The sequence below is a fragment of the Embleya sp. NPDC025285 genome, from assembly GCF_055558835.1.
The window spans coordinates 146,684-170,390 of record NZ_JBVHLU010000002.1; the positions used below are offsets into that span (position 1 = coordinate 146,684).

General features: G+C 70.7%; 25 protein-coding genes. 8 read left to right on the forward strand and 17 right to left on the reverse strand.

What is annotated here, in order from left to right; genetic code table 11:
• Positions 1-86: 86 nt before the first annotated feature.
• A complete protein-coding gene (greA, locus tag ACZ4FV_RS02200) occupies positions 87-584 on the forward strand; it encodes a transcription elongation factor GreA (RefSeq protein WP_395873297.1) in 498 nt (165 codons plus the stop codon).
• Between the two features lie 105 nt (positions 585-689).
• On the opposite strand, the gene ACZ4FV_RS02205 is transcribed toward greA, so the two are convergent.
• From ACZ4FV_RS02205 to ACZ4FV_RS02220, 4 genes are all read right to left on the reverse strand, one after another.
• Positions 690-1,550: an ABC transporter permease gene (locus ACZ4FV_RS02205; protein WP_395873298.1), complete on the reverse strand. Its 861-nt coding sequence runs from the start codon at positions 1,548-1,550 to the stop codon at positions 690-692.
• Positions 1,550-2,581: an ATP-binding cassette domain-containing protein gene (locus ACZ4FV_RS02210; RefSeq protein ID WP_395873299.1), complete on the reverse strand. Its 1,032-nt coding sequence runs from the start codon at positions 2,579-2,581 to the stop codon at positions 1,550-1,552. Before ACZ4FV_RS02210 ends, ACZ4FV_RS02205 begins: the two co-directional genes overlap by 1 nt.
• 312 nt (positions 2,582-2,893) lie before the next feature.
• Positions 2,894-4,117 carry a threonine ammonia-lyase gene (ilvA, locus tag ACZ4FV_RS02215; RefSeq protein ID WP_395873300.1) on the reverse strand — a complete coding sequence of 408 codons (1,224 nt, stop codon included), beginning with the start codon at positions 4,115-4,117 and terminating at the stop codon, positions 2,894-2,896.
• A 140-nt stretch (positions 4,118-4,257) separates the two neighbouring features.
• Entirely contained in the window at positions 4,258-4,755 is a 498-nt protein-coding gene (locus ACZ4FV_RS02220) for a MarR family winged helix-turn-helix transcriptional regulator (protein WP_395873301.1), read from the reverse strand.
• Positions 4,756-5,092: 337 nt separating this feature from the next.
• Between ACZ4FV_RS02220 and ACZ4FV_RS02225 the strand changes: the two genes are divergently transcribed.
• From ACZ4FV_RS02225 to ACZ4FV_RS02235, 3 genes are all read left to right on the forward strand, one after another.
• The gene (locus tag ACZ4FV_RS02225) at positions 5,093-5,668 is read left to right on the forward strand and encodes a SigE family RNA polymerase sigma factor (protein WP_395873302.1); all 576 of its coding nucleotides are present in this window, start codon (positions 5,093-5,095) and stop codon (positions 5,666-5,668) included.
• Complete coding sequence (locus ACZ4FV_RS02230) at positions 5,665-6,357, forward strand: hypothetical protein (protein WP_465321618.1); 693 nt, start codon at positions 5,665-5,667, stop codon at positions 6,355-6,357. The genes ACZ4FV_RS02225 and ACZ4FV_RS02230 overlap by 4 nt, the downstream gene beginning before the upstream one ends.
• A gap of 182 nt (positions 6,358-6,539) precedes the next feature.
• Complete coding sequence (locus ACZ4FV_RS02235; RefSeq protein WP_395873304.1) at positions 6,540-7,034, forward strand: hypothetical protein; 495 nt, start codon at positions 6,540-6,542, stop codon at positions 7,032-7,034.
• 318 nt (positions 7,035-7,352) lie between these two features.
• Here the strand turns inward: ACZ4FV_RS02235 and ACZ4FV_RS02240 are convergent, their stop codons facing one another.
• From ACZ4FV_RS02240 to ACZ4FV_RS02250, 3 genes are all read right to left on the reverse strand, one after another.
• Positions 7,353-8,501, reverse strand: coding sequence for a cystathionine gamma-synthase (locus ACZ4FV_RS02240; protein WP_465321619.1), 1,149 nt, complete (start codon positions 8,499-8,501; stop codon positions 7,353-7,355).
• Between the two features lie 129 nt (positions 8,502-8,630).
• Positions 8,631-9,422 carry a hypothetical protein gene (locus ACZ4FV_RS02245; protein ID WP_465321620.1) on the reverse strand — a complete coding sequence of 264 codons (792 nt, stop codon included), beginning with the start codon at positions 9,420-9,422 and terminating at the stop codon, positions 8,631-8,633.
• Between the two features lie 73 nt (positions 9,423-9,495).
• On the reverse strand, positions 9,496-10,335 hold the full coding sequence (locus ACZ4FV_RS02250) for a hypothetical protein (RefSeq protein WP_395873307.1): 840 nt from the start codon (positions 10,333-10,335) through the stop codon (positions 9,496-9,498).
• Between the two features lie 353 nt (positions 10,336-10,688).
• Between ACZ4FV_RS02250 and ACZ4FV_RS02255 the strand changes: the two genes are divergently transcribed.
• Positions 10,689-10,985: a helix-turn-helix domain-containing protein gene (locus ACZ4FV_RS02255; RefSeq protein ID WP_465321621.1), complete on the forward strand. Its 297-nt coding sequence runs from the start codon at positions 10,689-10,691 to the stop codon at positions 10,983-10,985.
• 142 nt (positions 10,986-11,127) lie between these two features.
• Positions 11,128-12,108 carry a fibronectin type III domain-containing protein gene (locus tag ACZ4FV_RS02260; RefSeq protein WP_465321622.1) on the forward strand — a complete coding sequence of 327 codons (981 nt, stop codon included), beginning with the start codon at positions 11,128-11,130 and terminating at the stop codon, positions 12,106-12,108.
• Between the two features lie 121 nt (positions 12,109-12,229).
• Here the strand turns inward: ACZ4FV_RS02260 and ACZ4FV_RS02265 are convergent, their stop codons facing one another.
• The 3 genes from ACZ4FV_RS02265 to ACZ4FV_RS02275 form a co-directional block, all read right to left on the reverse strand.
• Positions 12,230-12,733 carry a DUF4186 domain-containing protein gene (locus ACZ4FV_RS02265; protein ID WP_465321623.1) on the reverse strand — a complete coding sequence of 168 codons (504 nt, stop codon included), beginning with the start codon at positions 12,731-12,733 and terminating at the stop codon, positions 12,230-12,232.
• Positions 12,734-12,783: 50 nt separating this feature from the next.
• Positions 12,784-13,302, reverse strand: a complete 519-nt coding sequence (locus tag ACZ4FV_RS02270) for a GNAT family N-acetyltransferase (RefSeq protein WP_395873312.1) — start codon at positions 13,300-13,302, stop codon at positions 12,784-12,786.
• Between the two features lie 144 nt (positions 13,303-13,446).
• Positions 13,447-15,186, reverse strand: a complete 1,740-nt coding sequence (locus ACZ4FV_RS02275; RefSeq protein WP_465321624.1) for an MFS transporter — start codon at positions 15,184-15,186, stop codon at positions 13,447-13,449.
• A gap of 74 nt (positions 15,187-15,260) precedes the next feature.
• Between ACZ4FV_RS02275 and ACZ4FV_RS02280 the strand changes: the two genes are divergently transcribed.
• Positions 15,261-16,412: a helix-turn-helix transcriptional regulator gene (locus ACZ4FV_RS02280; RefSeq protein WP_465321626.1), complete on the forward strand. Its 1,152-nt coding sequence runs from the start codon at positions 15,261-15,263 to the stop codon at positions 16,410-16,412.
• Positions 16,413-16,473: 61 nt separating this feature from the next.
• On the opposite strand, the gene ACZ4FV_RS02285 is transcribed toward ACZ4FV_RS02280, so the two are convergent.
• The 6 genes from ACZ4FV_RS02285 to ACZ4FV_RS02310 form a co-directional block, all read right to left on the reverse strand.
• Complete coding sequence (locus ACZ4FV_RS02285) at positions 16,474-17,874, reverse strand: dicarboxylate/amino acid:cation symporter (protein WP_402233873.1); 1,401 nt, start codon at positions 17,872-17,874, stop codon at positions 16,474-16,476.
• Between the two features lie 420 nt (positions 17,875-18,294).
• Positions 18,295-18,606: a DUF4229 domain-containing protein gene (locus tag ACZ4FV_RS02290; protein WP_395873383.1), complete on the reverse strand. Its 312-nt coding sequence runs from the start codon at positions 18,604-18,606 to the stop codon at positions 18,295-18,297.
• A 130-nt stretch (positions 18,607-18,736) separates the two neighbouring features.
• Complete coding sequence (locus ACZ4FV_RS02295; protein ID WP_465321628.1) at positions 18,737-19,804, reverse strand: SUKH-4 family immunity protein; 1,068 nt, start codon at positions 19,802-19,804, stop codon at positions 18,737-18,739.
• A 93-nt stretch (positions 19,805-19,897) separates the two neighbouring features.
• Complete coding sequence (gene mqnE, locus ACZ4FV_RS02300; RefSeq protein ID WP_465321630.1) at positions 19,898-21,061, reverse strand: aminofutalosine synthase MqnE; 1,164 nt, start codon at positions 21,059-21,061, stop codon at positions 19,898-19,900.
• Between the two features lie 80 nt (positions 21,062-21,141).
• Positions 21,142-22,101: a threonine ammonia-lyase gene (locus ACZ4FV_RS02305; RefSeq protein WP_465321631.1), complete on the reverse strand. Its 960-nt coding sequence runs from the start codon at positions 22,099-22,101 to the stop codon at positions 21,142-21,144.
• A gap of 106 nt (positions 22,102-22,207) precedes the next feature.
• Positions 22,208-22,666: an Lrp/AsnC family transcriptional regulator gene (locus ACZ4FV_RS02310; protein ID WP_026219445.1), complete on the reverse strand. Its 459-nt coding sequence runs from the start codon at positions 22,664-22,666 to the stop codon at positions 22,208-22,210.
• A gap of 180 nt (positions 22,667-22,846) precedes the next feature.
• On the opposite strand from ACZ4FV_RS02310, the gene ACZ4FV_RS02315 reads away from it, so the two are divergent.
• Positions 22,847-22,981 carry a hypothetical protein gene (locus tag ACZ4FV_RS02315; protein ID WP_395873319.1) on the forward strand — a complete coding sequence of 45 codons (135 nt, stop codon included), beginning with the start codon at positions 22,847-22,849 and terminating at the stop codon, positions 22,979-22,981.
• Positions 22,982-23,018: 37 nt separating this feature from the next.
• Here the strand turns inward: ACZ4FV_RS02315 and ACZ4FV_RS02320 are convergent, their stop codons facing one another.
• Positions 23,019-23,702 (reverse strand): UbiX family flavin prenyltransferase, encoded by a 684-nt coding sequence (locus tag ACZ4FV_RS02320; RefSeq protein WP_402233867.1) that lies wholly within the window; start codon positions 23,700-23,702, stop codon positions 23,019-23,021.
• Between the last annotated feature and the right edge of the window lie 5 nt (positions 23,703-23,707).

Below are 23,707 nucleotides of genomic sequence, written 5' to 3' on the forward strand. Positions count from 1 at the left end.
CGCCCGGACGGCCGGTCGGACCGCGTGTACCTCATTCGTACGCACCGTGTACGCAACCCCTGTCGCAGACCTACGAGGAGCACCCCGTGACCCAGACCAGCGAAAGCGTCACCTGGCTCACCCAGGAGGCGTACGACCGGCTCAAGGCCGAGCTGGAACACCTGTCGGGTCCCGGCCGTTCCGAGCTCGCCGTGAAGATCGAAGAGGCCCGCCAGGAAGGCGACCTCAAGGAGAACGCGGGCTACCACGCGGCCAAGGAGGAACAGGGCAAGCAGGAGCTGCGGATCCGCCAGCTCATCGGCCTGCTCCAGAACGCCAAGGTGGGCGAGGCCCCCGCGGACGACGGCGTCGTCGAGCCCGGCATGGTCGTCACCGTGATCTTCAACGGCGACAAGGACGACCCCACGACCTTCCTGCTCGGTTCGCGCGAGGACGCGGTGAGCGACGTGGACGTCTACTCGCCGCAGTCGCCGCTGGGCAAGGCGATCAACGGCAGGACGGTCGGCCACAAGGCCACGTTCGCGCTGCCCAACGGCAAGAGCACCAGCGTCGAGGTGTTGGCGGCCAAGCCCTACAAGGGCTGAGCACCGACCCCGAGCGGCCCGCGCTCCCGGTATTCGGGAGCCGGGCCGCTTGCTTTTCCGGGGCACCGGAGTGCGGGACCTGCTCGTGGATTGCGCGGCGAGGTGTCAGCCGGTCGCGCGGAGGTACTTGCGCACCGCGAGCGCGCGGAAGAGCACGATGATCAGGGCCGACCAGATCAGCGACGCCCACACGGGGTGCTGCATGGGCCACGCGTCGGACTGCACGACACCCGGATTGCCGAACAACACTCGGGCCGCCTGCACCGTCGCACTGAACGGGTTCCACTCGGCGATGTGCCGCACCCAGGGCGTCATCTGGCTGGAGTCCACGAAGGCGTTCGAGATGAACGTCACCGGGAACAGCCAGATGATTCCTCCCGAGGTCGCCGCCTCCGGAGTGCGCACGGACAGGCCGATCAGCGCTCCGATCCAGGTGAAGGCGTATCCCAGGAGGAGCAGCAGGCCGAAGCCGGCCATGATCCGCCCGGCGGTGGTCGGCTCGGCGGAGCCGGTGCGCCAACCCACGAGCAGGGCAACGCTCGCGAGGACGAGCATCGTGATGGCCGTCTGGGCGAGATCTGCGACCGTGCGGCCGGTCAGGACGGCACCTCGCGCCATGGGCAGCGAGCGGAACCGGTCGATGAGCCCCTTCTGCATGTCGTCCGCGATACCGGCGGCCGATCCCGCGGTGGCGAAGGTGACGGTCTGCGCAAAGATGCCCGCCATCAGAAAGTTCTTGTAGACGTCCGAGTCGGTGCTGTCACCGATCTTCATCGAGCCGCCGAAGACGTACGTGAACAGCACCACGAACATCACCGGCTGAATGACCCCGAAGAGGATCATCTCCGGAATCCTGGTCATGCGAATCAGGTTCCTGCGGGCGATGACCAGGGAGTCGCGCAGCGACTGGGCCACGCCGCCGCGGACCACGGGCGCGGCTGTGGAGGTCTTGGTCAGTACGGCCATTACCGCTTCACCGCCTTGTCGAGGCCGCGCTTCGGGCCGTCCTCGGTCGTCTCGTCGGAGTCGCTCTCGCCCGTGCCGTTGCCGGCCTCGGACTCCGCGGCATGGCCGGTGAGCGAGATGAACACGTCGTCCAGGGTGGGTCGGCGCAGCCCGATGTCGTCGATCTCGATCCCGCGCGCGTCGAGCTCGCGGATGATCTCGGCCAGCAGCTTGGCGCCGCCGGTGACCGGGACGGTGATCCGCCGCTGGAGCTTGACCACGCCCAACTCGCCCTTGCCGAACGAGGTCAGCATCTCGCTCGCGTCGGCCATGCGCTCCGCGTCGTGTACGACCACCTCGACCCGTTCGCCGCCGACCTTGGCCTTGAGCTGGTCGGCGGTGCCGCGCGCGATCACCTTGCCGTGGTCGACCACGGCGATGTCGTTCGCGAGGTGGTCGGCCTCCTCCAGATACTGCGTGGTCAGCAGCAACGTGGTGCCGCCCGCGACGAGTTCCTCGATCACCCGCCACAGCGCCATGCGGTTGCGCGGGTCGAGCCCGGTGGTCGGCTCGTCCATGAACATCACCGGCGGGCTGACCACGAGCGCCGCGGCCAAGTCGAGCCGGCGGCGCATGCCGCCCGAATAGGTCTTGGCGGGCCGATCGCTCGCCTCGGACAGGTCGAACTGGGCCAGCAGTTCGTCGGCCCGATGCTTGGCGTCGCGACCGCTGAGCTGATACAACTCGCCGACCATGCGAAGGTTCTCGCGGCCGGTCAGATATTCGTCCACGGCCGCGAACTGGCCGGACAGGCCGATCGAGCGGCGGACCGCGTTGGGATTCTTGAGCACATCGTGACCGGCCACCACGGCTCGCCCGGAATCGGGTTTGAGCAATGTGGTCAGTACTCGCACGCATGTCGTCTTGCCTGCGCCGTTCGGTCCGAGCAGGCCCAGGACGGTGCCGGTGGGCACACTCACGTCCACGCCGTCGAGCGCTCGGACCGAGCCGAAGGTCTTTACCAGACCTTCGGCGACGATCGCTTCCTGCATGTCGGTGGATCACTCCTCGTGCGGATGGGGGCATGGGGGGCCGATCGATTCAGATCTCCACCATGCGCCCAACGCACCGAGCATGCGACCGCTTTTCTCCGGAAGCGTAACTCTTCGTGTCCGGATGACAGCCCACCGGAATCGCCCGGCCGTGCGCCGGCGAACTCCGGATACCTCTCGGCCGCGTCCTCCGTGGACGGACATGGCTTGGCCCAACAGCCAAGCACACGACACCGACATCGCCGACTCGCCCCACCCCGCCGCCCGTTGCGACCTCGCGGCGGCGAGGCGGCGCTTTCACGCTGCGTGGACTCAGCTCTTGCCGACGGTGTATCCCGCGCTGTACAGCGCCTCCACCACCGCCGCGCAGTGGCTGCGGCCCTTGGTCTCCAATTGCAGGTCCACGTCCGCCTCGCCGACCCGCAGCGTCGCGTCGGTGCGCACGTGCGACACCGCGGCGATGTTGGCGTCGGTCTCGGCCAGGCGAACCAACAGGGTGGCCAGCGCGCCGGGGCTGTCCGGGATCCGCACCCGCAACGACAGATAGCGGCCGGCCGAGGCCAGACCGTGTCGCAGCACCCGGAGCATCAGCAGCGGGTCCACGTTGCCGCCGGACAACACCGCCACCACCGGCCCCTCGATCGGCTCGCCGGCCTCCAGCAGTGCCGCCACCGACGCGGCTCCGGCCGGCTCGACCACCAGCTTGGCCCGCTCCATGCACAGCAGCAGGGCCTGCGACAGGGATTCCTCACCGACCGTACGGATATCGTCCGCGTGCTCCCGGATCAGTGCGAAGGGCACCTCGCCGGGGCGGCCGACCGCGATGCCGTCGGCCATCGTGCCGAACGAGGGCAGCGAGACCGGCGCGCCCGCCGCGAGCGAGGGCGGGTACGCGGCGGCGGACGCCGCCTGTACGCCGATCACCTTGACGTCGGGGCGAAGTGCCTTGACCGCGACCGCGATTCCGGCCAGCAGGCCGCCGCCGCCGGTGCCCACCAGGATGGTCTTGACCTCGGGGCACTGCTCCAGGATCTCCAGGCCGACGGTGCCCTGGCCGGCCACCACGTCCTGGTGGTCGAACGGGTGGATGAACACCGCGCCGGTCCGGTCCGCGTGGGCCCGCGCGGCGGCCAGCGCGTGCTCGACGTTCTCGCCGCCCAGGATCACCTCGGCGCCGTACGAGCGGGTCGCGGCCACCTTGGGCAGCGGCGCGCCGGCCGGCATGAACACCGTGGACGCGACGCCCAGGGTGCGGGCCGCGAGTGCGACGCCCTGCGCGTGGTTGCCGGCGCTCGCCGCCACCACGCCCCGCGCCCGCTCGGACTCGGACAGGCCCGCGATCCGCACGTACGCGCCGCGGATCTTGAACGATCCGGTGCGCTGGAGGTTCTCGCACTTGAGGTGCACGGGCACGCCGATGCGGTCGGTCAACGCCCGACACGACCTCATCGGGGTCTCGCGAACGACGCTCTCCAGCATCTTTCGCGCGATCCGGATGTCGTGCAGGGTCACCGTGGCCGGGGCAGGACTGCTCATACGCCGAGTGTCGCACCAACCGCACGTGCGGATGCGCCGGGTCTCCTCCCGTCCCGGTGGTCACGGGAGTTCGGGACCCGGGTCGGGCCCGGGTCGGGCCCGGGTCGGGAGCCGGGTCAGGAGCAGGGTCAGGAGCCGGGTCAGGAGCCGCCCGGGTTCCGGCTCTGGCGGCGTTCCATCGAGGCGTTGAAGAGGGTCAGCAGTTCGGTGAACCGCTCGCGGTCGTCCATGCTCCAGCCCTCGCAGATCTCCGCCATCAGGCGCCGCCGGGCGTGCCGCACCTGGTGCAGCCGGTCCCGGCCCTCGGCGGAGAGTTCGAGCAGTACGGCGCGGCCGTCGTCGGGATTGGGCACCCGATCCACCAGGCCCTGTTCGACCAACGGGGTGACCTGCCGGGTCACCGTGGACGAATCGATCGTCATCGCCTGCGCGAGCGCCTTGACGCCCATCGGCCCACCGGCTTCGAGCCGGCCGAGCAGCAGATAGGCCGCGCGGTCCATCGAGTTGCGCAGTTCGCCGACGGCACCGAGCCGGGTCTGCTCGGCACGACGCGCGAACAGCGCCACCTCGTGCTGCAGGCGGTCGTAGAGCGGGTCGGCAGAGCCGGTGGGGTCGTCATGAGCCTGGTCCGGTGTCATCGCCGCTCGTTCGTCGATCGGATGTGGTGCTCCGAAGGATATTGCGCGGACCGGGATCACCGGGCCTCGACCGGGTGATTCCACCCCGCATTGCCGTCCCGGTTCTTGCCGCGCCGGCAGCGGGAGGTGTGGTCGCCGTCGCCGGCGGGTGGGATCGCGGTCGTCGGCGGGCGAGGCCGCGGTCGGCGTCGGGTGGGGCACGCGGTCGGCGTCGTGATGTCGAGAACCGATATGTCGCGACTCGCGACTACCCGAACGGGTGCGGGGCAGCCTCACAGTGAGCGGCGACGGCATCGGGCCGGCCGGACATCCGCTCGGCGGATCTGCGGGAGGAACCGTGCACAAGCGCGACGCTCGCGAGTTCGACGTCTTCGTCCACAGCGTCGGCGCGCAACTGCTCCGAGCCGCCGACCTGCTCACCGGCGACCGGCAACGTGCCGAACGCCGGGTCGAGCGCGCGCTGGCGCACACCTGTGTGAACTGGAGCCGGCTACCCGACCAGGATCCGGTACGCATCGCGTGGCGGGCGCTGCTGGCCGGCTACCTGGACCCGTGGCGTCCGGGACCACGCGGGTATCGCGGCGAACACCCCGACGCGGGCGAGCCGTTCACCACCTTGGACCGGCTCGGCCGGGTCGAGCGGGCCACCGTGGTGCTGCGGTTGTACGCGCGCCTGGACGAGTACGACGCGGCGGAGGCGCTGGGGCTGCCGATCGAGACGGTGGCCCGCGCGTGGCGGCGCGGGATGGCCGAGGTACTGGCCGACGGGACGCTCTCGCGCGGCGGGTCCGGGCAGGGAGCGGGCGTGGGGACGGTTCGGACGGAGCCGGTCGGGGCCGAGCCGGTTCGGGTCGAACCGGCTCGGACGCAGACGGTTCGGATGGAACCGGTCCGAGCGGAGCCGGTCCGATGAGCGTGACGGTGTCGCCGCCCGGGTCGGCGGACGCGGAGGAGGTGCCCGAGCCGCCGGAGTTCCCGTATCGGCCGCTGCCCGCGAACCTGGCGCGGCGGGCGCGCCGGCGGGCGTACCGGCGACGGCTGTGGCACGTGCTCGGTTCGTGCGCGCTGGCCGGCGCGCTGGCCGGCGGGTTGTGGTTGGCCACGCCGGGGACCGGCGGCGGGGGCGGCCTGCCACCGGCGCCGACGCCCACACCCGTGGGGCCGATCGAGAACATCGCGCCACTGCGAATTCGCACGGACGTCGGACTGGGCGGCTCGGTGTGGTTCGGCGACGCGGGTCCGGAGCGGGGTTCGTCGTGGTGTCTGGGCGGGGCGGCCGAGGAGGAGCCGTCGACGTGCCGATTCCTGCCCACGCCCGGCCGGCTGGACACGGCGACCCTGGACCCGGGCGTGTACGCGCCCACCGGTCAGCGCCTGGTGGTCGCGATCCTGGTCGGCCAAAGCATGCCCGCCCCGGCGGTGCGCGGCGAACTGCGCGACCCCTCGGGCGCCCGACAGATGCGCCTGATCCGACCGACCGGCCTCCCCGGCGTCGCCTACCTGTGGACCTACGCGACCGACACCCCGATCTCGATCACCGTCTACGACGAAAACGGCAACCTGGTCACCGCCTGCGCCTCCTGCACGGACCCGATGCGCTGACCCCTTCGGCCGACTTCGCCCGTCTCCGCCGACTCCACCCGTCGATTTCGGGCGGACCGTCGCCGCCCGGACCGACCGGCGGAGCACAAGAGCTTCGCCTCGTATTCGACATCCCGCGAGCAGTCGGCCCCCCAATCTAGACTGCTGAATCCCACCCCCGTCGAGAGGTACTCATGCGTCCCGTGCGATTTGAGCCCTGGTTGGCCGAGCTGCTCAGGCAGTCCGGCGCGGTCACCGATGTTGCGATCCGCACCGAGGCCGGTGAGCAGAAGGCTCCTCGCCCGGGTCCGTACGGAGTCTCGTTCCGGCTGAGGAACGGGGCCACGGTCGAGTTGAGCATCACCGCGGAGTCCGCACAGGGCGACCAGTACGCCCAACCGGAGACCGAGGTTCAGGGTGAGCCGCCGGCACGCATCGAATCGGTGCCCACGATCGACGGGGCCAAGGTCAAGGTTGCCGACATCGAGGAGTGGCTGGCCGCTCTGGTGGTCAACAGCGGAAGTCCCGAGCTCCTGCAAGTGAGCACGCGCTACTCACAGGAAGACCCGCTGGGTGCGATCCCCTACGGCCTCGAACTCCGCTGGCACAGCGGGGCGAAGATCCGCCTGAACTTCCACGACGCCTACAGCTCTGGTGGTCGCCCCGGCGCGGCCTACCAGTGTCCGGACACCATCTGAATCCAGGAACGGCGCGCCCCTGCACGTACCTGCGTCAGGAAGGCAAACACGTGTCCTCCAGGCAAGCGGTATCCGAGTGGCAATGCACGACCTGCAAACAGCGGGTCGGCGTAGACGGCAACGGCAAGGCCAACAAGCACACTCGTCCGGGCGACGTGAACAACTGGTGTCCCGGTACCGCCGTGCAACCCGCACCGAAGTAGCAACCGTGCCTACTCGGTGAACTCGGCGGCCCGCGAGCCCTGATGTCGGCCCGGCCCGACCACGTCGGGCCGTCCGGCGTTCGGGGGCACGCGGGCCGCAGGATGGCTGCCGGGTTCAGCCCAGGGCTCGTTCCAGGTCCGCCAGGAGGTCGTCGGCGGATTCGATGCCCACCGACAGGCGGACCAGGTCGCCGGGGACTTCCAGCGGGGAGCCGGCCGCGGAGGCGTGGGTCATCCGGCCCGGGTGCTCGATCAGCGACTCGACGCCGCCCAGCGACTCGCCGAGCGTGAACAGTTCGGTCCGGTTGCACACCCGCACGGCGGCCTCCTCGCCACCGTCCACCCGGAACGACACCATGCCGCCGAACGCCTTCATCTGCTTGACCGCGACATCGTGGCCCGAGTGTCCCGGCAGCCCGGGATAGAGCACCTCGCTCACCCGCGGGTGCCGGGACAGCAGGTCCACCACCCGCTCGGCGTTCGCGCAGTGCCGGTCCATCCGGACCCCGAGGGTCTTCAGCCCGCGCAGCGTCAGCCACACGTCGAACGGCCCGGGCACCGCGCCCATCGCGTTCTGGTGGAAGGCCAACTCCTCGGCCAGGCCCGTGTCCCGGACCACGAGGGCGCCGCCGATGACGTCGGAGTGTCCGCCCATGTACTTCGTGGTCGAGTGCACCACCACGTCGGCGCCCAGCGTCAGCGGCTGCTGGAGGTAGGGCGAGGCGAACGTGTTGTCCACCACGAACAGCGCGCCCGCGTCGTGCGCGACGGCCGCCAGCGCGGCGATGTCGGCCACCCCCAGCAGCGGGTTGCTCGGCGTCTCGCACCAGACGATCCTCGTGATGCCCGGCCGGATCGCGGCGCGCACCGCGTCGAGGTCGCCGGCGTGCGCGGGGGTGTAGTCGATGCCCCAGCGGGAGGCGACCTTCGCGAACAGCCGATACGTGCCGCCGTAGGCGTCGTCCGGGATCACCGCGTGGGCGCCCGGCGCGCACAGGGCGCGCAACAGGCAGTCCTCGGCGGCCAGACCGGACGCGAAGGTCAGGGCCCTGGTGCCGTCCTCCAGGGCCGCGACGCATTCCTCGAGCGCGGTACGGGTCGGGTTGCCGGAGCGGCTGTACTCGTAACCGCCGCGCAGTCCGCCGACACCGTCCTGCTTGTACGTGGACACCTGGTAGATCGGCGGAACCACGGCCCCGGTCAGCGGGTCGGGTTCCTGCCCGGCGTGGATCGCCAGGGTCTCAAAGCCGTGCGATTGGGTCATGACCGAAACGTTAGTCGCCCCGGCGGCCTCCGGCGCACTTCCACCGCACGGGCGCCGGCCCGGACCGAGGCCGGGGTCCGCCCGACCGTGCGGTGGCGGCGAGTTCCCCGGGCCGGGCCGGGCGCCCGATCAGGACCGCAGCAGGCGGTCGAGCATCAGGCGGCCGGCCTGGCCGGCGCGGGTGCGTACTTCGGGAAGCCGTTCGGCGGTGGGGCCGCTGAAGTAGGAGGACATCACGACGGTGTCCTTGCGCAGGGTCAGCACGACGTACGGGTACGGTCCGCCGCCGGCCTTGGGGTACATCAGGCCCTCCTCGGCGAACACCTCGTCCGCCTCCGGGAACGCGGGCTGTCGGGCGCCCGGGGTGTCCTTTGCCTGAGTGCCGTCCGGGTAGGTGCGGGTCGGGCAACGGTCCTTGACCTGGCGCGCGTTCTGCGCCTGCTCACGCGCGCCGCGCACGTCCTTGTGCACGATCACGGTGGTGCTGCCGCTGGAAAGCTGCGCGGGCCGGCCGGGATCCGGCAGTTGCACCTGGCGTACCCACTGGCCGACGATGCTCGGCGCCAGGGGCACGGTCTGCTGCGTGCAGTCGGCGGCGTAGTCGGTCCAGGTCTCGCCGGAGAACTCGTACATGCTCTGCCGGACGAAGCCGGTCCCCCAGTCCTCCGGGCCGAGCGCGAGCGACGTGGCCAGCGCCTGTGCCTGCTCGGGGGTACGGCTCGGCGGCGCGGTGGTGGCGACCGGGCGGGTGGCGGAAGCGCTCGGGCGTGAGGGGGAACCGCTCGTCCCCGGGCCCTTGACCATCGGGTCGGCGCTGGTGGGCGCCGCCTCGGGAGCCACCGCGAACGGATCGTCACCACCGTCGGCGCAACCCGCGAGCAACAGGGCGCCGAGTATCGGACCGACCGCGTGAACCGCCACTCTTCTGATGCCGTACATCCCGATGCCCCCCGTGTGCGTGAACCCTCATGGTATTCACCACGCTTGGCGGGGGTCAGCGCAGTTGCACCCGGGTACGCGCGACCATCTTGGCAAGAGCGTCGACGGCCTGGTTCTTGGCCGACTCGAAGGTCTTGTCGCCCCGGTCGACGACGGCCGCGGTGAGCACCATCTGGCCCTGACGGGCCGTCACCCACACGTACTGGAACGGCGCGCCGCCACGTCCGCTGACCCACTGGGCGCGCGCGACGTGTACCTCGTCGATGCCCTCGACGGTCAGGTCGAAGATCTGGATGCCGGTCAGCTTCTCGTCGCCGGCGAGCACCTGGTTCGGGCAGCGCCGCCCGTCGTCGATCCCGATCTTCATGTCGGTCCGAGCCGCCGCCGTGTTGGCGTACACCGTCGCCGAGGAGGTCGCGAGCGTCTTGCTGAGGTTGTCCACGCTCGGTTGGCCGTCCGGGATGTACACGTAGCGCACCATCGTCGCGAGCGCGCCCGGGGTGGTGCCCTGGACCACCTGCTTGCAGTCGGTGCCGGTGACCACCCGGTGCAGCCCGGTGTACTCGTAGTTGCGTTCCTGCGGGACGTAGGTCGGTCCCCAGTCCTTGGGCACCAGTACGACCGCCGCGACCAGCGTCTGCGCCTGCGGGGTGGTGAGCGCGACGTCGGCGCGCGTGGTCGCGGTCGGGCGCGGCGTGATGGACACCGGCGGCGCGGGGGTGACCGGATCCGGCGAGGGAGGGGCCGGCGGCGGGGGCGGATCGGTGTGGTCCCCCTGGCTCGCGCTCGTGGTGGGCGGGTCGCTCTTCAGGCCGAACGAACCCCCCTTGGACGAACCGCCCTGACACCCGACCACGAGCGCGCCGCTCACGATCAGGGCCGCCCCCACAGCCACCACGCGCATCATGGACCGCCCCCGCTTCCGAAACGTTCGCCTCGACAACCATTGAAGCCGGTGGCGACGCCTCGCGTGCGGGAACAGCGCTACTACGAGGGTTACTTCGCCGCCACGGGCAGGCTCGCCACGGTCACCGCACGAGCCCTGGCCGGGGTCTACGCGAGTTCCATGGGAGTTCCGTGTGAGTGCACGCACGAGGCGCCGCCCCACCCCGCGCACGCACTCCCTTCGACCGCTTCGTCCCACTGTGAACATCCACTACGAACACGGTCGGGCGAACGGCTCGGCTTTCGACGGGTGAACCGGATCCACGTTCATAGCATCAGCGCTATAAAGCGAGGAGTAAGCGTATGACCGGCCGCAGTGACTGGCAGGAGATCCGCTCGCGGCGCATGGCGGAAGCCGGCGCCGACGAGGCTGACGAGGCGACTCGGATCGCGTTCGAGCTCGGGCGCAGCGTTCGGGAGATGCGCGAGCGACACGGGCTCACGCAGGCCGTCCTCGCCGACGCCGCCGGGATGACCCAGTCGGCCGTGGCTCGCTTCGAGGCAGGTGGGACCGCGCCGACGATCCAGGTGCTGGAGCGGCTGGCGAGAGCGTTGGATGCCAAGCTGATCGTGCGCCTGGCGCCGCACACGGCGGCTTGAACGAGCGGTGGGGGGACTGCTCCGGGTGAGTCCGTGCCGACTCGTGTCTTGTTCGCGGGCCGGGTGCTGTGCCATATATGTCTAGACCAATTTGCTCTCGGTGGAGAGAGGCGTCGTGGCGCGACGAATGGCATGGATCGGCTTGACAGGGTTGGCCGTTGCGCTCGTGGTGACGGGGTGTTCCGAGGACGGGAAGGACACCTCGGCGCCGGCGGTGCCCGGCGAGGTCACCGCACTCGCGTCGAGTTCGGTATCGGTGCACGTGATGTGGCGCGCGGATCCGGACGTCGCGGTGTTCGAGGTCTATCGCGGGGACGCGAAGGTGCTGGACGTGACCGGCGGGCGGCACATGGTCGACGTCGGCGGACTGACCCCCGGGACCGCGTACTCGTTCTCCGTGCGGGCGCGGGACAGGGCCGGGAACGTGTCGCCGGCGAGCGCGGTCGTGCCGGCCACGACCTTGTCCGTGGCCCAGGGCGAGCGCGTACCGCCGACCGCGCCGCGGAACGTGCGGGGGCAGGCTCGGGGCTCAGGCGGAGCCACGCTGTCCTGGGAGGCCGCCACGGACGACGTGGGGGTGACCGCGTACGACGTGTGGCAGGCCGGTGTGCGGGTGCACAGCGTCGCGGGAGACCTGACCACGGCGGTGGTCAGTGGGCTCCGACCGGGCACCGAGTACAGCTTCACGGTCACCGCGCGCGACGCCGCGGACAACAAGTCGCCGGAGAGCAACGCCGCGGCGGTGCTCACCGAGCAGGGCACCGGCGATAGTCGCGACACCGCGCCGACCGGGCTGCGCGCGGTGCCTCGGGTCGCGGTGGACGGCACGTACGTCGACCTGAGCTGGACGCCGCCGGACGTCGACGGGGCGGTCGCGAGCTACGAGGTGTACCTGGACGGGAAGTTCCTGACCACGGTGATGTGGGGGGTGGCGCCGCCGTCCGGTACGGCGCAGTACAGCCTTCCGCTGGGTGATCAGCCGGTGGCCGGGCGGGTGCTGAAGATCCGGGGCCAGTTGCCCGACGGCAAGTGGGGTGCCTTCTCCGCCGACCTGACCCTCACCGACGCGCCGGCCGGCGGCACGGACCCGTCGGTGCCGTCGGCCGCGTCGACCGGCCCTTGAGCGCTTCGCCCGGGGTGGACACCCGAGGACCCGTCGACGCCGTCGGCCACGTCGACCCGCACTTGAGCGCTTCGCCGGGAGTTGTTACCCGGAAGCCGGTCCCCCGGCGGCCGGGAAGCCGTCAGCGCGACCGCGACGCGCGGGTCGCGCGGGTGGACCTGGTGGAGCCCGTCGGGTTCTCCGGGATGGTCGGCATCGCCGAGCGCGGAGTGCGGGCCGCGCGACCGCTCGGCTTGGCGACCGGGCCGATCTCGCGGGTCAGCCACAAACAGATCACGTTGACGATATAGTTGAGTTCGGCCTTGTCGAGCTGCCGTCCCTGCGGGATGGCGTGCAGTTCCTCGAGGCAGCCTCGGCAGCACGTGCCCGTGGCGTGCTGGGCCACGAAGACCGGGTGGCCCCGGTACGGCGTCTGGCGGCCCTCCTTGCTGGGCCGCGCCGGGCCCAGGCGGCGCGCGACCAGATCGTACGCGTACCAGCGCACACCGGATTCACCCAGCGTCTGGGCGACCGTACGCTCCCGACCGGGCAGGTGGAACTTGGCGCGGGAGGGGAGCTTGCCGATCGCGTCCAGGCGGGCGTCGAGCGGCTCGGGCCTGGCGCCCTTGGAGGTCTTGGTTGTCATATCGCCTTCAACGGTAACCGGTCCCGGTCGGCCCGCGTACCTTCGGCCCGTCAGCCCAGTTGCTTGTGAAAGATCGTGGTGGAGCGCAGCACGCCCGAGGGGTCGGCGGCGTAAGCCGGGATGGCGCCCGACTCGATCCAGCCGGCGCGCTTGTACAGGCGCTCCGCGCCGCTGCCGGTCGGGGCGTCCAGGGTGAGCAGACTGCGTCCCGCGGCGGCGGCGAACCGCTCCGCGGTGGCCAGGAGTTCGCGGGCCAGCCCGTTGCCCCGGGCACGGCGGTGGACCAGCAGCCCGGCGACCGCGGCGCGATGTCGGCTGTCGGGCATGCCGGCCAGGCGCAGCCGGATGGTCCCGGTGACGCCCTCGTGGTCCGAGGTGACCCACACGATGGTGCGGTTGCTGCGTATCTCGGCCCCCTGGGCCGCCCACCACTCGGCGGCCGCGTCGATCGGCAGCGGGGCGAGGAAGCCGACCCCGGCCCCGTCCTCGACCGCGTCCACGAGCAGCGCGGCCAGACCGGGGGTGTACGTGACGAGATCGATCGCGGAAAGCCGGACGGGCGTTGTCATACAACCATTCTCCCGCGCCCGCTCCACCCCTCGAACCGCCCCGGGATCCGGCCCCGGGCGGGCGAAAGCCGAGGCCGGCGGGAACGGCGAGCGGCGCGGGACCCGTGGTGGGTGTCCCGCGCCGCTCGGTGACGGTGCCTGGGGTCAGGCCAGGGCCGGCTCGCGTTCCCGGGTCGAGGAGGGCGACGTCGGCTCCGCCGGTGTGAACTGGTTCTCCCGGGCTCGCTTGGGGAGGAGGAAGCCCAGGGCGAAGGCGATCACGGTCAGGCCGAAGGCCAGCAGAGTCGTGCGCTTGACCGCGTCGATCGAGGAGCGGGTGTGCGTCTCGGCGCCCGCCTTCGCGACCGGCTCGGCGGAGGCCGGGGTGATCGGGACGGTCGTGCAGCTCGCCGGGAGCCGGTCCGGGTCGGTCGCGTTCTCCCGGGCGTCCACGCACGCCCGCAGCCCGGCCACGATCGCGTCCTGCGTACTCACCGGCACACCCGCCGCGGTCAGCTCCGTACGCAGCTTCGGTGCCGCGCTCTCGTCGAAGTTGTGCGTGGCCTGGGCCCCGATCACGCCGAAGAACACCGTGCCCAGGATCGCGATGCCCAGCGAGGCACCCAACTGCTGGACGGACTCGAGCACGCCGGAGGCCGAACCGACCTCGTGGTCCTCGACCTCGCCCATGATGATGTCGAAGACCGGCACGAAGATCATCCCCATGCCGAGCCCGAACAGCCCGAGCGGCGCGAGCAGATCGCCGGTGCCGATGTCCGCCCCGGCGTTCGCGAAGACCAGGTACATCCAGGCGATGCCGGCCGCCATCACGGCCAGCCCGATGTGCAGGATGCGCCGGCCCAGCTTGCCCATCACCACGCCGCTGAAGCCGGAGCCGAGGAACGCGCCGAGCGCCCACACGCCCATCGTCAGGCTGGCCCGGGTCGGGCTGTAGCCCAGGCCCAGTTGGAGGAACAGGCCGATCGCCATCGAGATCCCGACGATCGCGCCGAAGAAGACCATCACGAAGCCGACGCCCGAGGCGTACGAGCGACGCCGGAACACGCCCAGCTTGATCAGCGGCACCCTGCCGGCCGCCTCGCGGCGCAACTGGTACACCGCGAACGCGGCAAGCATCGGCAGCGACGCCGCACACTCGACCAACGACCATACCGGCCAACCCAGTTCGCGACCCTGGACGAGCGGGTGCACGAGCATGAAGGTACCGACACCGGCGAGCGCCATGCCCACCACGTCCAGCCGCCCGCCCGCCTCGCTCGGCGCCACGTCGGGCAACATCCGCCACCCCATCAGCAACGCGAACGCGCCCAGCGGAATGTTGATCAGGAAGATCATCCGCCACCCGGTGCCGAACACGTCGCCGTCCACGAGCACGCCCGCGACGATCGGCCCGAGCACCGTGGACAGTCCGATCGCCGGGCCGAACACCGCGAACGCCTTGCCGATCTCGGCCGGCGGGAACAGGTCCCGGATCAGGCCGAACGTCTGCGGGATCATCAGCGCGCCGAGCAGCCCCTGGAGCACCCGCGCGATGATCAGCGTCTCCGGCGACCAGGCGATCGCGCAGGCCACCGAGAGCACCACGAAGCCGACCACGCCGACCATCAGCATGAACTTGCGGCCGTACATGTCGCCGAGCCGCGCGCCGGTGAGCAGGCCCACCGCGAGGGCGAGCGTGTAGCCGGCCGCGATCCACTGCAGGCTCGCGTAGCTCCCGCCCAGATCGCCGCGGATCGCGGGGGCCGCGACGCCCACCACGCTGGAGTCGAGCAGGTTCATCAAGGTGGCGGCCAGCACCGCCAGAAGACCGAGCCAGCGCTGCCGCGGGCCTACCGGGGACTGGGACGTCGGGGTCGCGAGGGTCTTCTCGCCGCTGTTTTCCACAACTCCGAGACTAGATTCGAAACAGGCAATGTTCGTTCCTGATTGATCACCCCGGAGCCGGCAGACTTCGACGCATGCTGGAAACCTCCGCGCGACTCCTGCGCATGCTCTCGCTCATGCAGACGCGGCCCGACTGGACCGGCCCCGAACTCGCCGAACGGCTCGGCGTGAGCGGGCGGACGGTCCGCTACGACATCGAGCGGCTGCGCGGCCTGGGCTATCCGGTGCACGCGCGCCGCGGCGTGGTCGGCGGCTACCGCCTCGGCGCCGGCAAGGCGCTGCCGCCGCTCCTGCTGGACGACGAGGAGGCGGTGAGCATCGTGGTCGGACTGCGGATCGCCGCCGGCAGCGTGGTGGACGGCATGGACGAGGCGATGCTACGCGCCCTCGCCAAGCTCGACCAGGTGTTGCCGTCCCGGCTGCATCGCCGGGTCAAGGCGCTGCAGAAGTACACCGTCCCGGTCCGCCAGACCGGTCCGGCCGTGGACATGGACGTGATGACCGTGTTGGCCGGCGCCTGCCGCGACCACGAGCAACTGCGCTTCCGGTACAGCTCGCACGACGGCAAGGAGACCTCGCGCGTGGTCGAGCCCTATCGGCTCGTGCACCGGATGGGCCGCTGGTACCTGGTGGCGTGGGACGTCAAGCGCGAGGACTGGCGCACCTTCCGGATGGACCGGATCACCCCGCGTCCGCCGCACGGCCCCCGCTTCACCCCGCGCGAACTGCCCGCCGACGGCGACGTGGCGGCCTTCGTGAACCAGGGTGTGCAGAGCGCGCGCGGGCAGTTCCGCGCCCGGGTGCTGGTGCGCGCCCCGATCGGCTCGGTCGCCGAGAAGGTGCCGCCCGCCTTCGGCGCGTTCGCGGTGGTCGACGACGACACCTGCCTGTTCGAGACGAGCGCGTCCAGCATCGAGAACCTGGCCGTCTACATCAGCCTGCTCGACGCCGACTTCGAGATCGAGGACCCGCCGGAACTGGTCGCCTACATCCACCGGTTGGCCCGACGCTACAGCGGCGCGACCCCGGTCGCCGACGCGGCGGACGCGGCGACGGCCATCGCGGAGGGGACGACCGTGGAGGGAGCGACCACGGAGGGAGCGACCGCGGCGGAGCCGACAGGCCCCGCGGTCACCACCACCGCCGACATCCCCGGCCCCGCACCCGCGCCTGCGCCCGCGCCTGTCGAGGACCCCGAGGACGCCCCCGCCGCTCCCCGCCGATGAACGACAGCGCCCCCGACCCCTTCGGCACGAGGGGATCGGGGGCGCCGGTCGAGCGGGAGCGTCAGACCGAGACCGGTTCGCGCTCCGCCGTCTTCTGGAGCGGGACGTGCGGCGTGGCCGGCTCGTCGGGCGCTTCCAGATCACGCGGGTTGTTGTACTTCTCCAGATCCAGCGTCTTCTCCCGAGCAGAGACCAGGATCGGCACCACGATCTGCCCGGCCACGTTGGTCGCGGTCCGCATCATGTCCAGGATCGGGTCGATCGCCAGCAGCAGCGCGACGCCCGCCAGCGGCAGGTTCACCGTGCTGAGCGTGAGGGTCAGCATGATGATCGCGCCGGTGAGACCGGCGGTGGCCGCCGAGCCGATCACCGAGACGAACGCGATCAGCAGGTATTCCTTGATGCCCAGGTTCACGCCGTAGACCTCGGCGACGAAGATCGCGGCGATCGCCGGGTAGACCGCGGCGCAACCGTCCATCTTCGTGGTGGCGCCGAACGGCACCGCGAACGAGGCGTAGTCCTTCGGGACGCCGAGGCGCTCGGTGACCTTCTGGGTGACCGGCATGGTGCCGACCGACGAGCGCGAGACGAACGCGAGCTGGATGGCCGGCCACGCGCCCTTGAAGTAGTTCAGCGGGTTGACCTTGCCGACCAGCGCGAGCAGCAGCGGGTAGACCACGAACATCACCAGCGCGCAACCGATGTAGATGTCGGCGGTGAAGGTGCCCAGCGGCTTGATCAGGTCCCAGCCGTAGGTGGCGACCGAGGTGCCGATCAGACCGAGCGTGCCCAGCGGGGACAGCTTGATCACCCACCACAGCGCCTTCTGGATGATCTCCAGGACCAGTTCGGCGCCCTTGACCAGCGGTTCGGCCTTGGCGCCGACCGACAGGATCGCCGAGCCGAGCACGACCGCCAGGAAGACGATCTGCAGGACCTTGACCTCGGAGAAGGCGGTGACGATGTTGGTGGGCACGATGCCGGTGATGAAGTCGAGCCAGTCACCGTTGGTCTTCGGCGCCTTGCCCGGGTCGGCCGGCAGCTTGAAGCCGTCGCCGGGGTTGGTGACCAGGCCGATGGTGAGGCCGATCGCGACCGCGATCAGCGACGTGATCAGGAACCACAGCAGCGTGCGCGCGGCCAGCCGCGCGGCGTTGTTGACGTTCCGCAGGTTGACGACGCTGACCAGGATCGCGGTGAACACCAGCGGCGGTACGGCCAGCTTGAGCAGCTGGACGAAGATCGTGCCGATCTGGTCGAGCGTCTGGGTCAGCCACGAGACGTTGTATTCCTTGGCGATGAAGCCGAAGGCCACGCCGAGCACGAGGCCGGCGGCTATCTGGGCCCAGAAGGGAGTTCTCTTCAGGGTCTTGAGTGAATCGACAGCAGACAAGGCAGGGCTCCTGAACGGGCACCGTGGGGGACGGGGGTGGCGGTACGGAGCGGCCGTGAACCTGCGCATCAATAGGCACACGTGTGCCCGCAGGAAGGACTACGAAGAAGCGATACTTCGCGCAGAACGGCCGCGGAGGGCCGGCGTGCGGGCGGTCGGGGCGACGAGCGTGGAGACGTCAGCCCGGCAGGGGCACGGCGGCGGTCAGCCGCGACACAGCGCGGTGGCGCAACGGCCCAGGTCGACGTGCCGACGGGACACGAGCGGGAAACCCACCGCCGCGTCCGTCAACTGCGTGTCGCCTGCACCAATCATGGAAATGAGGATAGCGACACTAAACCGATAAACGCAAAGAATTACGGAACGGACACCGCCGGACACCCACGGACACGGCCGGCCACACCTCGCTTAGCCGGCCACACCTCGCTTAAGAGGCTTCCTCGACCGGAAGACGTCCCGTGCCGCACGGCCCCTCGACCAACAGGCAGCCTAGGAGGCTTCCTTGGTCTTGGCGATCCGGGTGATCGGGGCCACCGCCTCGTCCTCGGCGCGGTTGTCCTCGGCGATGCGCTGCTTGGCCCGCTGCATGCGCTCGTACAGGGCCTCGGACATCGCGTCCCGCTCCGCGTTCAGGAACTTGTAGCTGATCACCGCCGAAGCCGCGGCCGCGATGGCGATCGCGATGAAGACGTTCCCCCGACCGTCCAGGTCGAAGAACCCGAACACGACCATGACCACGCCGAACAACGCGGCGAAGATGCCGAGCCGGTAGAGCGAGTAGCGCAGCGCGGGATTCGACATGGTCACCTTCGGTTCCCCTAGCCAGAGCGGTACGAGTGGCGGCGGGCGCGAGCCGGGCCGTCCCCTCCAGTCAAGCATCCCGTATTCGAGACGCCGAGCCGGGCCCCGACTCGGAACCCGGCCGGTCCTCTCACGGGCCGAGGCCGTTGATGCCGTCCAGGATCATGTACTCCCAGTAGCCTCCCGGCTCCGCCCACGCGAGCGGATCGACCGACGACAGCAGGTCGACCACGATCGGCTCCCACACGTCGTGGATGCCGATGCCGAACCGCTCGCCCTGCCGGCGCATCCGCCCGATCACCCACATGGTGAAGGCGAGCGTGGACAGATCGGTGTTGAGCGTGTCCATCGCCGGCTCGTCACCGCCGGTGTACCAGCGCCGGACCACCCCGGTACGGCCGTCCACGAGCAGGTCGCCGTCCTCGCTGACGTAGCCCAGGACGACCAGGTGCTCCGCGTCCGCGGGCGGCTCGGGTTCGTCGTCCCAGTCGGCCCGGCGCTCGGCGATCAACTCGGCCAGGGTCACCAGCGGCTTGTCGTCGCTGCGCATGTCCAGGTAGGCCCACGCGTCGATCAACCCGACGTCGAGCAGGAAGCGCCGGGTCGGCTCGTGCGTGATCGCGGCGGGCAACTGCCGCTCGTCGTAGCCGGAGAACTCGTTCTCGTACACCAGGTCCAGCATCGCCGGCGTGATCCGCACGGCCAGGCCCTCGCCCGGCACCGCCGCCCGGCGCAACTGCCACAGCGCGAAGGACGTGTGCCAGAACGAGTGCCTCGGATCCAATTCGGGTTCGGTCTCGCCGAGCAGGTCGATCAGTTCCTCGCCGGTGCGCACCGGCCCGCGACCGGCCCGGATCGCCTCCACCAGGCCCGCATTGCGCACCAGGGTGGACACGTCCATCGACATCGGCGTCGGATCGCCGAAGCGCTGCTCGACGAACACCCGACCGGTCGTGCTCTCGAGCAGCACCGCGTACGACGGCGTGTGCGGCGAGCCGTACGTGCCGAGCACGATCAGGTGGTCCCGGGTGCCGCCCGGTTCGAACCGGATCAGCGCGGCCTCGCGCGGCAGACCCACCTCGGCCAGGAAGCGCCGGGTGGGCGCGTGCGCGATCTCCGGCAGATCGCGCCGGACCACGTCGCCGAACCACTCCTCGACCTGCGCCCGGGTGAGCGGGATCCGCAGCGCGTCAGCCATCCGGCAGCCCTCCCGAGCCATCGTCGAACACGTTCGGCCACGACGGGCGGTCCGGACCCGGGCCCGAGTCCGGGCGCACCCGCCGGCGCGACGTCAGAGCTTCATCGGCTGCGGCGTGTCGCGGCGGGCCGGGTCGGGGCCCTCGTACTCGCGCAGCGTCTCGTAACGGGTGTTGCGTTCCACCGGACGGAAGCCCGCGTCCCGGATCAGGTCGAGCAGGTCGTCGCGGGTCATCTTGTTCGGCGTCCCGAAGTCGTCCGCGTCGTGGGTGATCTTGTACTCCACGACCGAGCCGTCCAGGTCGTCCGCGCCGTGGTTGAGCGCGAGTTGCGCGGTGGCCAGGCCGTGCATGACCCAGAAGCACTTCACGTGCGGAACGTTGTCGAACATCAGCCGGGAGACCGCGAACACCTTGAGCGCCTCGGCGCCGGTGGCCATGCTGGTCCGGGCCTGGAGCCGGTTGCGGACGATGCCGTCCTTGCTGTCGTGGAAGTCGTGCTGGTAGCGCAGCGGGATGAAGACCTGGAACCCGCCGGTCTCGTCCTGGAGTTCACGCAGTCGGATGACGTGGTCGACCCGGTGCCGCGGCTCCTCGATGTGGCCGTAGAGCATCGTGCTCGGGGTCTTGAGGCCCTTGGAGTGCGCGAGCCGGTGGATCCGCGACCAGTCCTCCCAGTGCGTGTCGTGGTCGACGATGTGCTGCCGGACCTCCCAGTCGAAGATCTCCGCGCCGCCGCCGGTGAGCGACTCCAGGCCCGCGTCCATCAGCTCGTCGAGGATGTCCGACGCGGACAGGCCGGAGATCTTCTCGAACCAGTGGATCTCGGTCGCGGTGAACGCCTTCAGCGCGACGTTCGGCAGCACCTCCTTGAGCGCGCTGAGCGACCTCGGGTAGTAGCGCCACGGGAGGGTCGGGTGCAGGCCGTTGACGATGTGCAGTTCGGTGATGCCGTCCGGCTCCATCTCCTTCGCGAGCCGCACCGCCTCCTCGATCCGCATCGTGTACGCGTCCTTCTCGCCCGGCTTGCGCTGGAACGAGCAGTAGGCGCACGAGGCGTTGCACACGTTCGTCATGTTGAGGTGACGGTTGACGTTGAAGTGGACCTTGTCGCCGTTCTTCACCGTCCGCACGTGGTGCGCGAGCCCGCCGAGCCACGCCAGGTCGTCGCTCGCGTAGAGCGCGATGCCGTCCTCACGGCTCAAGCGCTCCCCGGCGAAAACCTTGTCCTCGATCTCCTTGCGCTGGCCCGCGTCCATGTGTCGGCACTCCCTCTAGATCTTCTCGTCCGCCGCTGCACGGCTGCTACGAGGTTACGCCCGGTATGCCGAGCCCTCGCTCAGGCCATCACCTCGGCGTACAGCGCGGGATCGACGTTGCCACCGCTGACCACGGCGACGTGCTCGCGGCCGGCGGGCAGCGCGTCCTCGCGGAAGAGGTAGGCCGCGGTGGCCACCGCGCCCGAGGGCTCGGCGACCAAGCGCGCGCGCCGACCCAGGAAGCGCATCGCCTCGCGGATCTGCTCCTCGGTCACCGTGACGATGTCGTCCACGTACGCCTGGATGTGCGCGAACGGCAGTACGCCCACCGAGGTGCTGCGCAGGCCGTCGGCGATCGTGCGGTGGGTGTCGGTGCTGGACCACGTGGTGCGCACGCCGGTACGGAGGGACTCGGCCGCGTCGGCGGCCAGTTCGGGCTCGACGCCGATCACCTTGGTACGCGGGCTGGTCAGCTTGACCGCGGCGGCGATGCCGGAGATCAGGCCGCCGCCGCTGACCGGGACCAGCACGGTGTCCGCGGTGGGCAGGTCCTCGATGATCTCCAGGCCGGCGGTGCCCTGGCCGGCGATGATCCGCGCGTCGTCGTAGGGCGGCACGAACGCGTAGCCGTGCTCGGCGGACAACTCGCCGGCCGCGGTGTCCCGCCGCTCGGGGGTGACGATGACCACCTCGGCGCCCAGCGCGCGGGTGGCCTCGATCTTGACGGTCGGCGTGGTGTCCGGCATCACGATCACCGCCCGGGCACCGAACAGGCGGGCCGCGTAGGCCACCGCCTGCGCGTGGTTGCCGCTGGAGTGTGCGACGACCCCGCGCGAGCGCTCGGCCTCGGTCAACCCCGCGATCGCGTTGTACGCGCCGCGGATCTTGAACGCGCCGATCCCCTGGAGACCCTCCGGCTTGAGCCAGAGGGGTCGGTCGGCGTCACCGTGCAGGGACGGCAGCAACGGGGTGCGTACGGCCGTGCCCGCGATCCGCTTCCGTGCGGCCTCGAGGTCTTCGAGAGTCACCAGGTTCGTCATGTCCGCCACACTACGAGCAGGCGTGGGCGCGACCGCCGATCTTTTCCGGGCACGGCCGGCGCGGCCGCTCGGCGGGTCGGGCACGGCCGTGCGGGGCTCGGCACGGCTATTCCGTGGGTTCGGGCAGTTCGGCCGCGCGGTACTCCCACTTGGTCGAGAGCACCACGGTGGTGCGGGTACGGGCCACCCCGCGGGTGCCGGAGAGGCGGCGGACCACGTTCTCCAGGCCCTCCATGTCCGAGACCCGGACCTTGAGCATGAACGAGTCGTCTCCGGCGATGAACCAGCAGTCCTCGATCTCGTCGAGGTCGCGCAGCCGGCGGCTCACGTCGTCGTGGTCGGCCGCGTCGGAGAGCTGGATCCCGATCAGCGCGGTCACGCCCAGGCCGAGCGAGACCGGGTCGACGGAGGCGCGGTAGCCGGTGATCACGCCGGCCTGTTCGAGCCGGTTGATGCGATCGGTGACGCTCGGCCCGGACAGGCCGACGAGTCGACCCAGCTCCGCGTACGACGCCCGCCCGTTGCCGCGCAGCGCCTGGATCAGCTTGCGGTCGACGGCATCCATGTCCGTTTCCTCCAGGTAATCGATGGTGTCCACCGGGGGGCCGTCAGGGGTCTGCGACATGACAGAGGCGCAAACCCGCATGGGGCCTGTAATTCATTGGACGATTCTGATTCTAACCCTTAGAATCAAAGGCATCGGGAGCTACAAGCCTCCGATGACGACTCGTGGGGAGACAAAACCGTGTACACCCTGGAGATGGCCCGCGCACACATGCAGGAACTGCATGCCATCGCGGAACGCTCACGTGCCACCCAGCCGTCCAGCACGCTCAAGCGTGTGAAGCGTCTGGTCGGCCGCCGCAAGTCCGGGCGCTGATCGCCCGGCGGATCCGGCAAGACCGTCAAGGCTCCCGTCACCGCGGGGGCCTTTTTGGTTCTCCGGCCGCCTCGCGTCGGGCGCCGCCCAGTTCGCCGTCCCAGCGTCGGTAGAGGGTGTGCGCGACGCCGAGCGAGTCCAGCGCCTTGCCCGCGACGAAGTCGACCAGGCGCCGCACGTCCTGGGCACCCGCGTAGAAGGCCGGGGAGGCCGGCAGGATCACCGCGCCGGCGTCGTCGAGCCGGACCAGATGGCGCAGCGTGGTGCCGGTGAGCGGGGTCTCGCGCGGCACCAGCACGAGCGGGCGACGCTCCTTGAGCGTGACGTCCGCGGCGCGTTGGAGCAGGTCCTTGGACAGGCCGATGGCGATGCCCGCGACCGAGGCCGTGCTGGCCGGCACCACGACCATGCCCTTGGCCGGGTACGACCCGCTCGCGGGTCCCGCGCCCAGGTCGCCGGGCGCCCAGTAGCGGACCCGCGCCAGCGCGTCCGCGTCCAGTTCGGTCCACGCGGCCAGGTCGTCGCGCCAGTGCGCGTCGCGGAACGCGAGCCCGGTCTCGTCGATCAGGGTCAGCCGGGCGGCCCGGCTGACCACCAGGTCCACGTGCTCACCGGCGTCGAGCAGCCCGCGCAACACCGCCGCGGCGTACGGCGTGCCCGAGGCCCCCGAGACGCCGACGATCCACGGACGTCGTCCCGTACTGTCCCGCTCCTGGTCCATGGCTC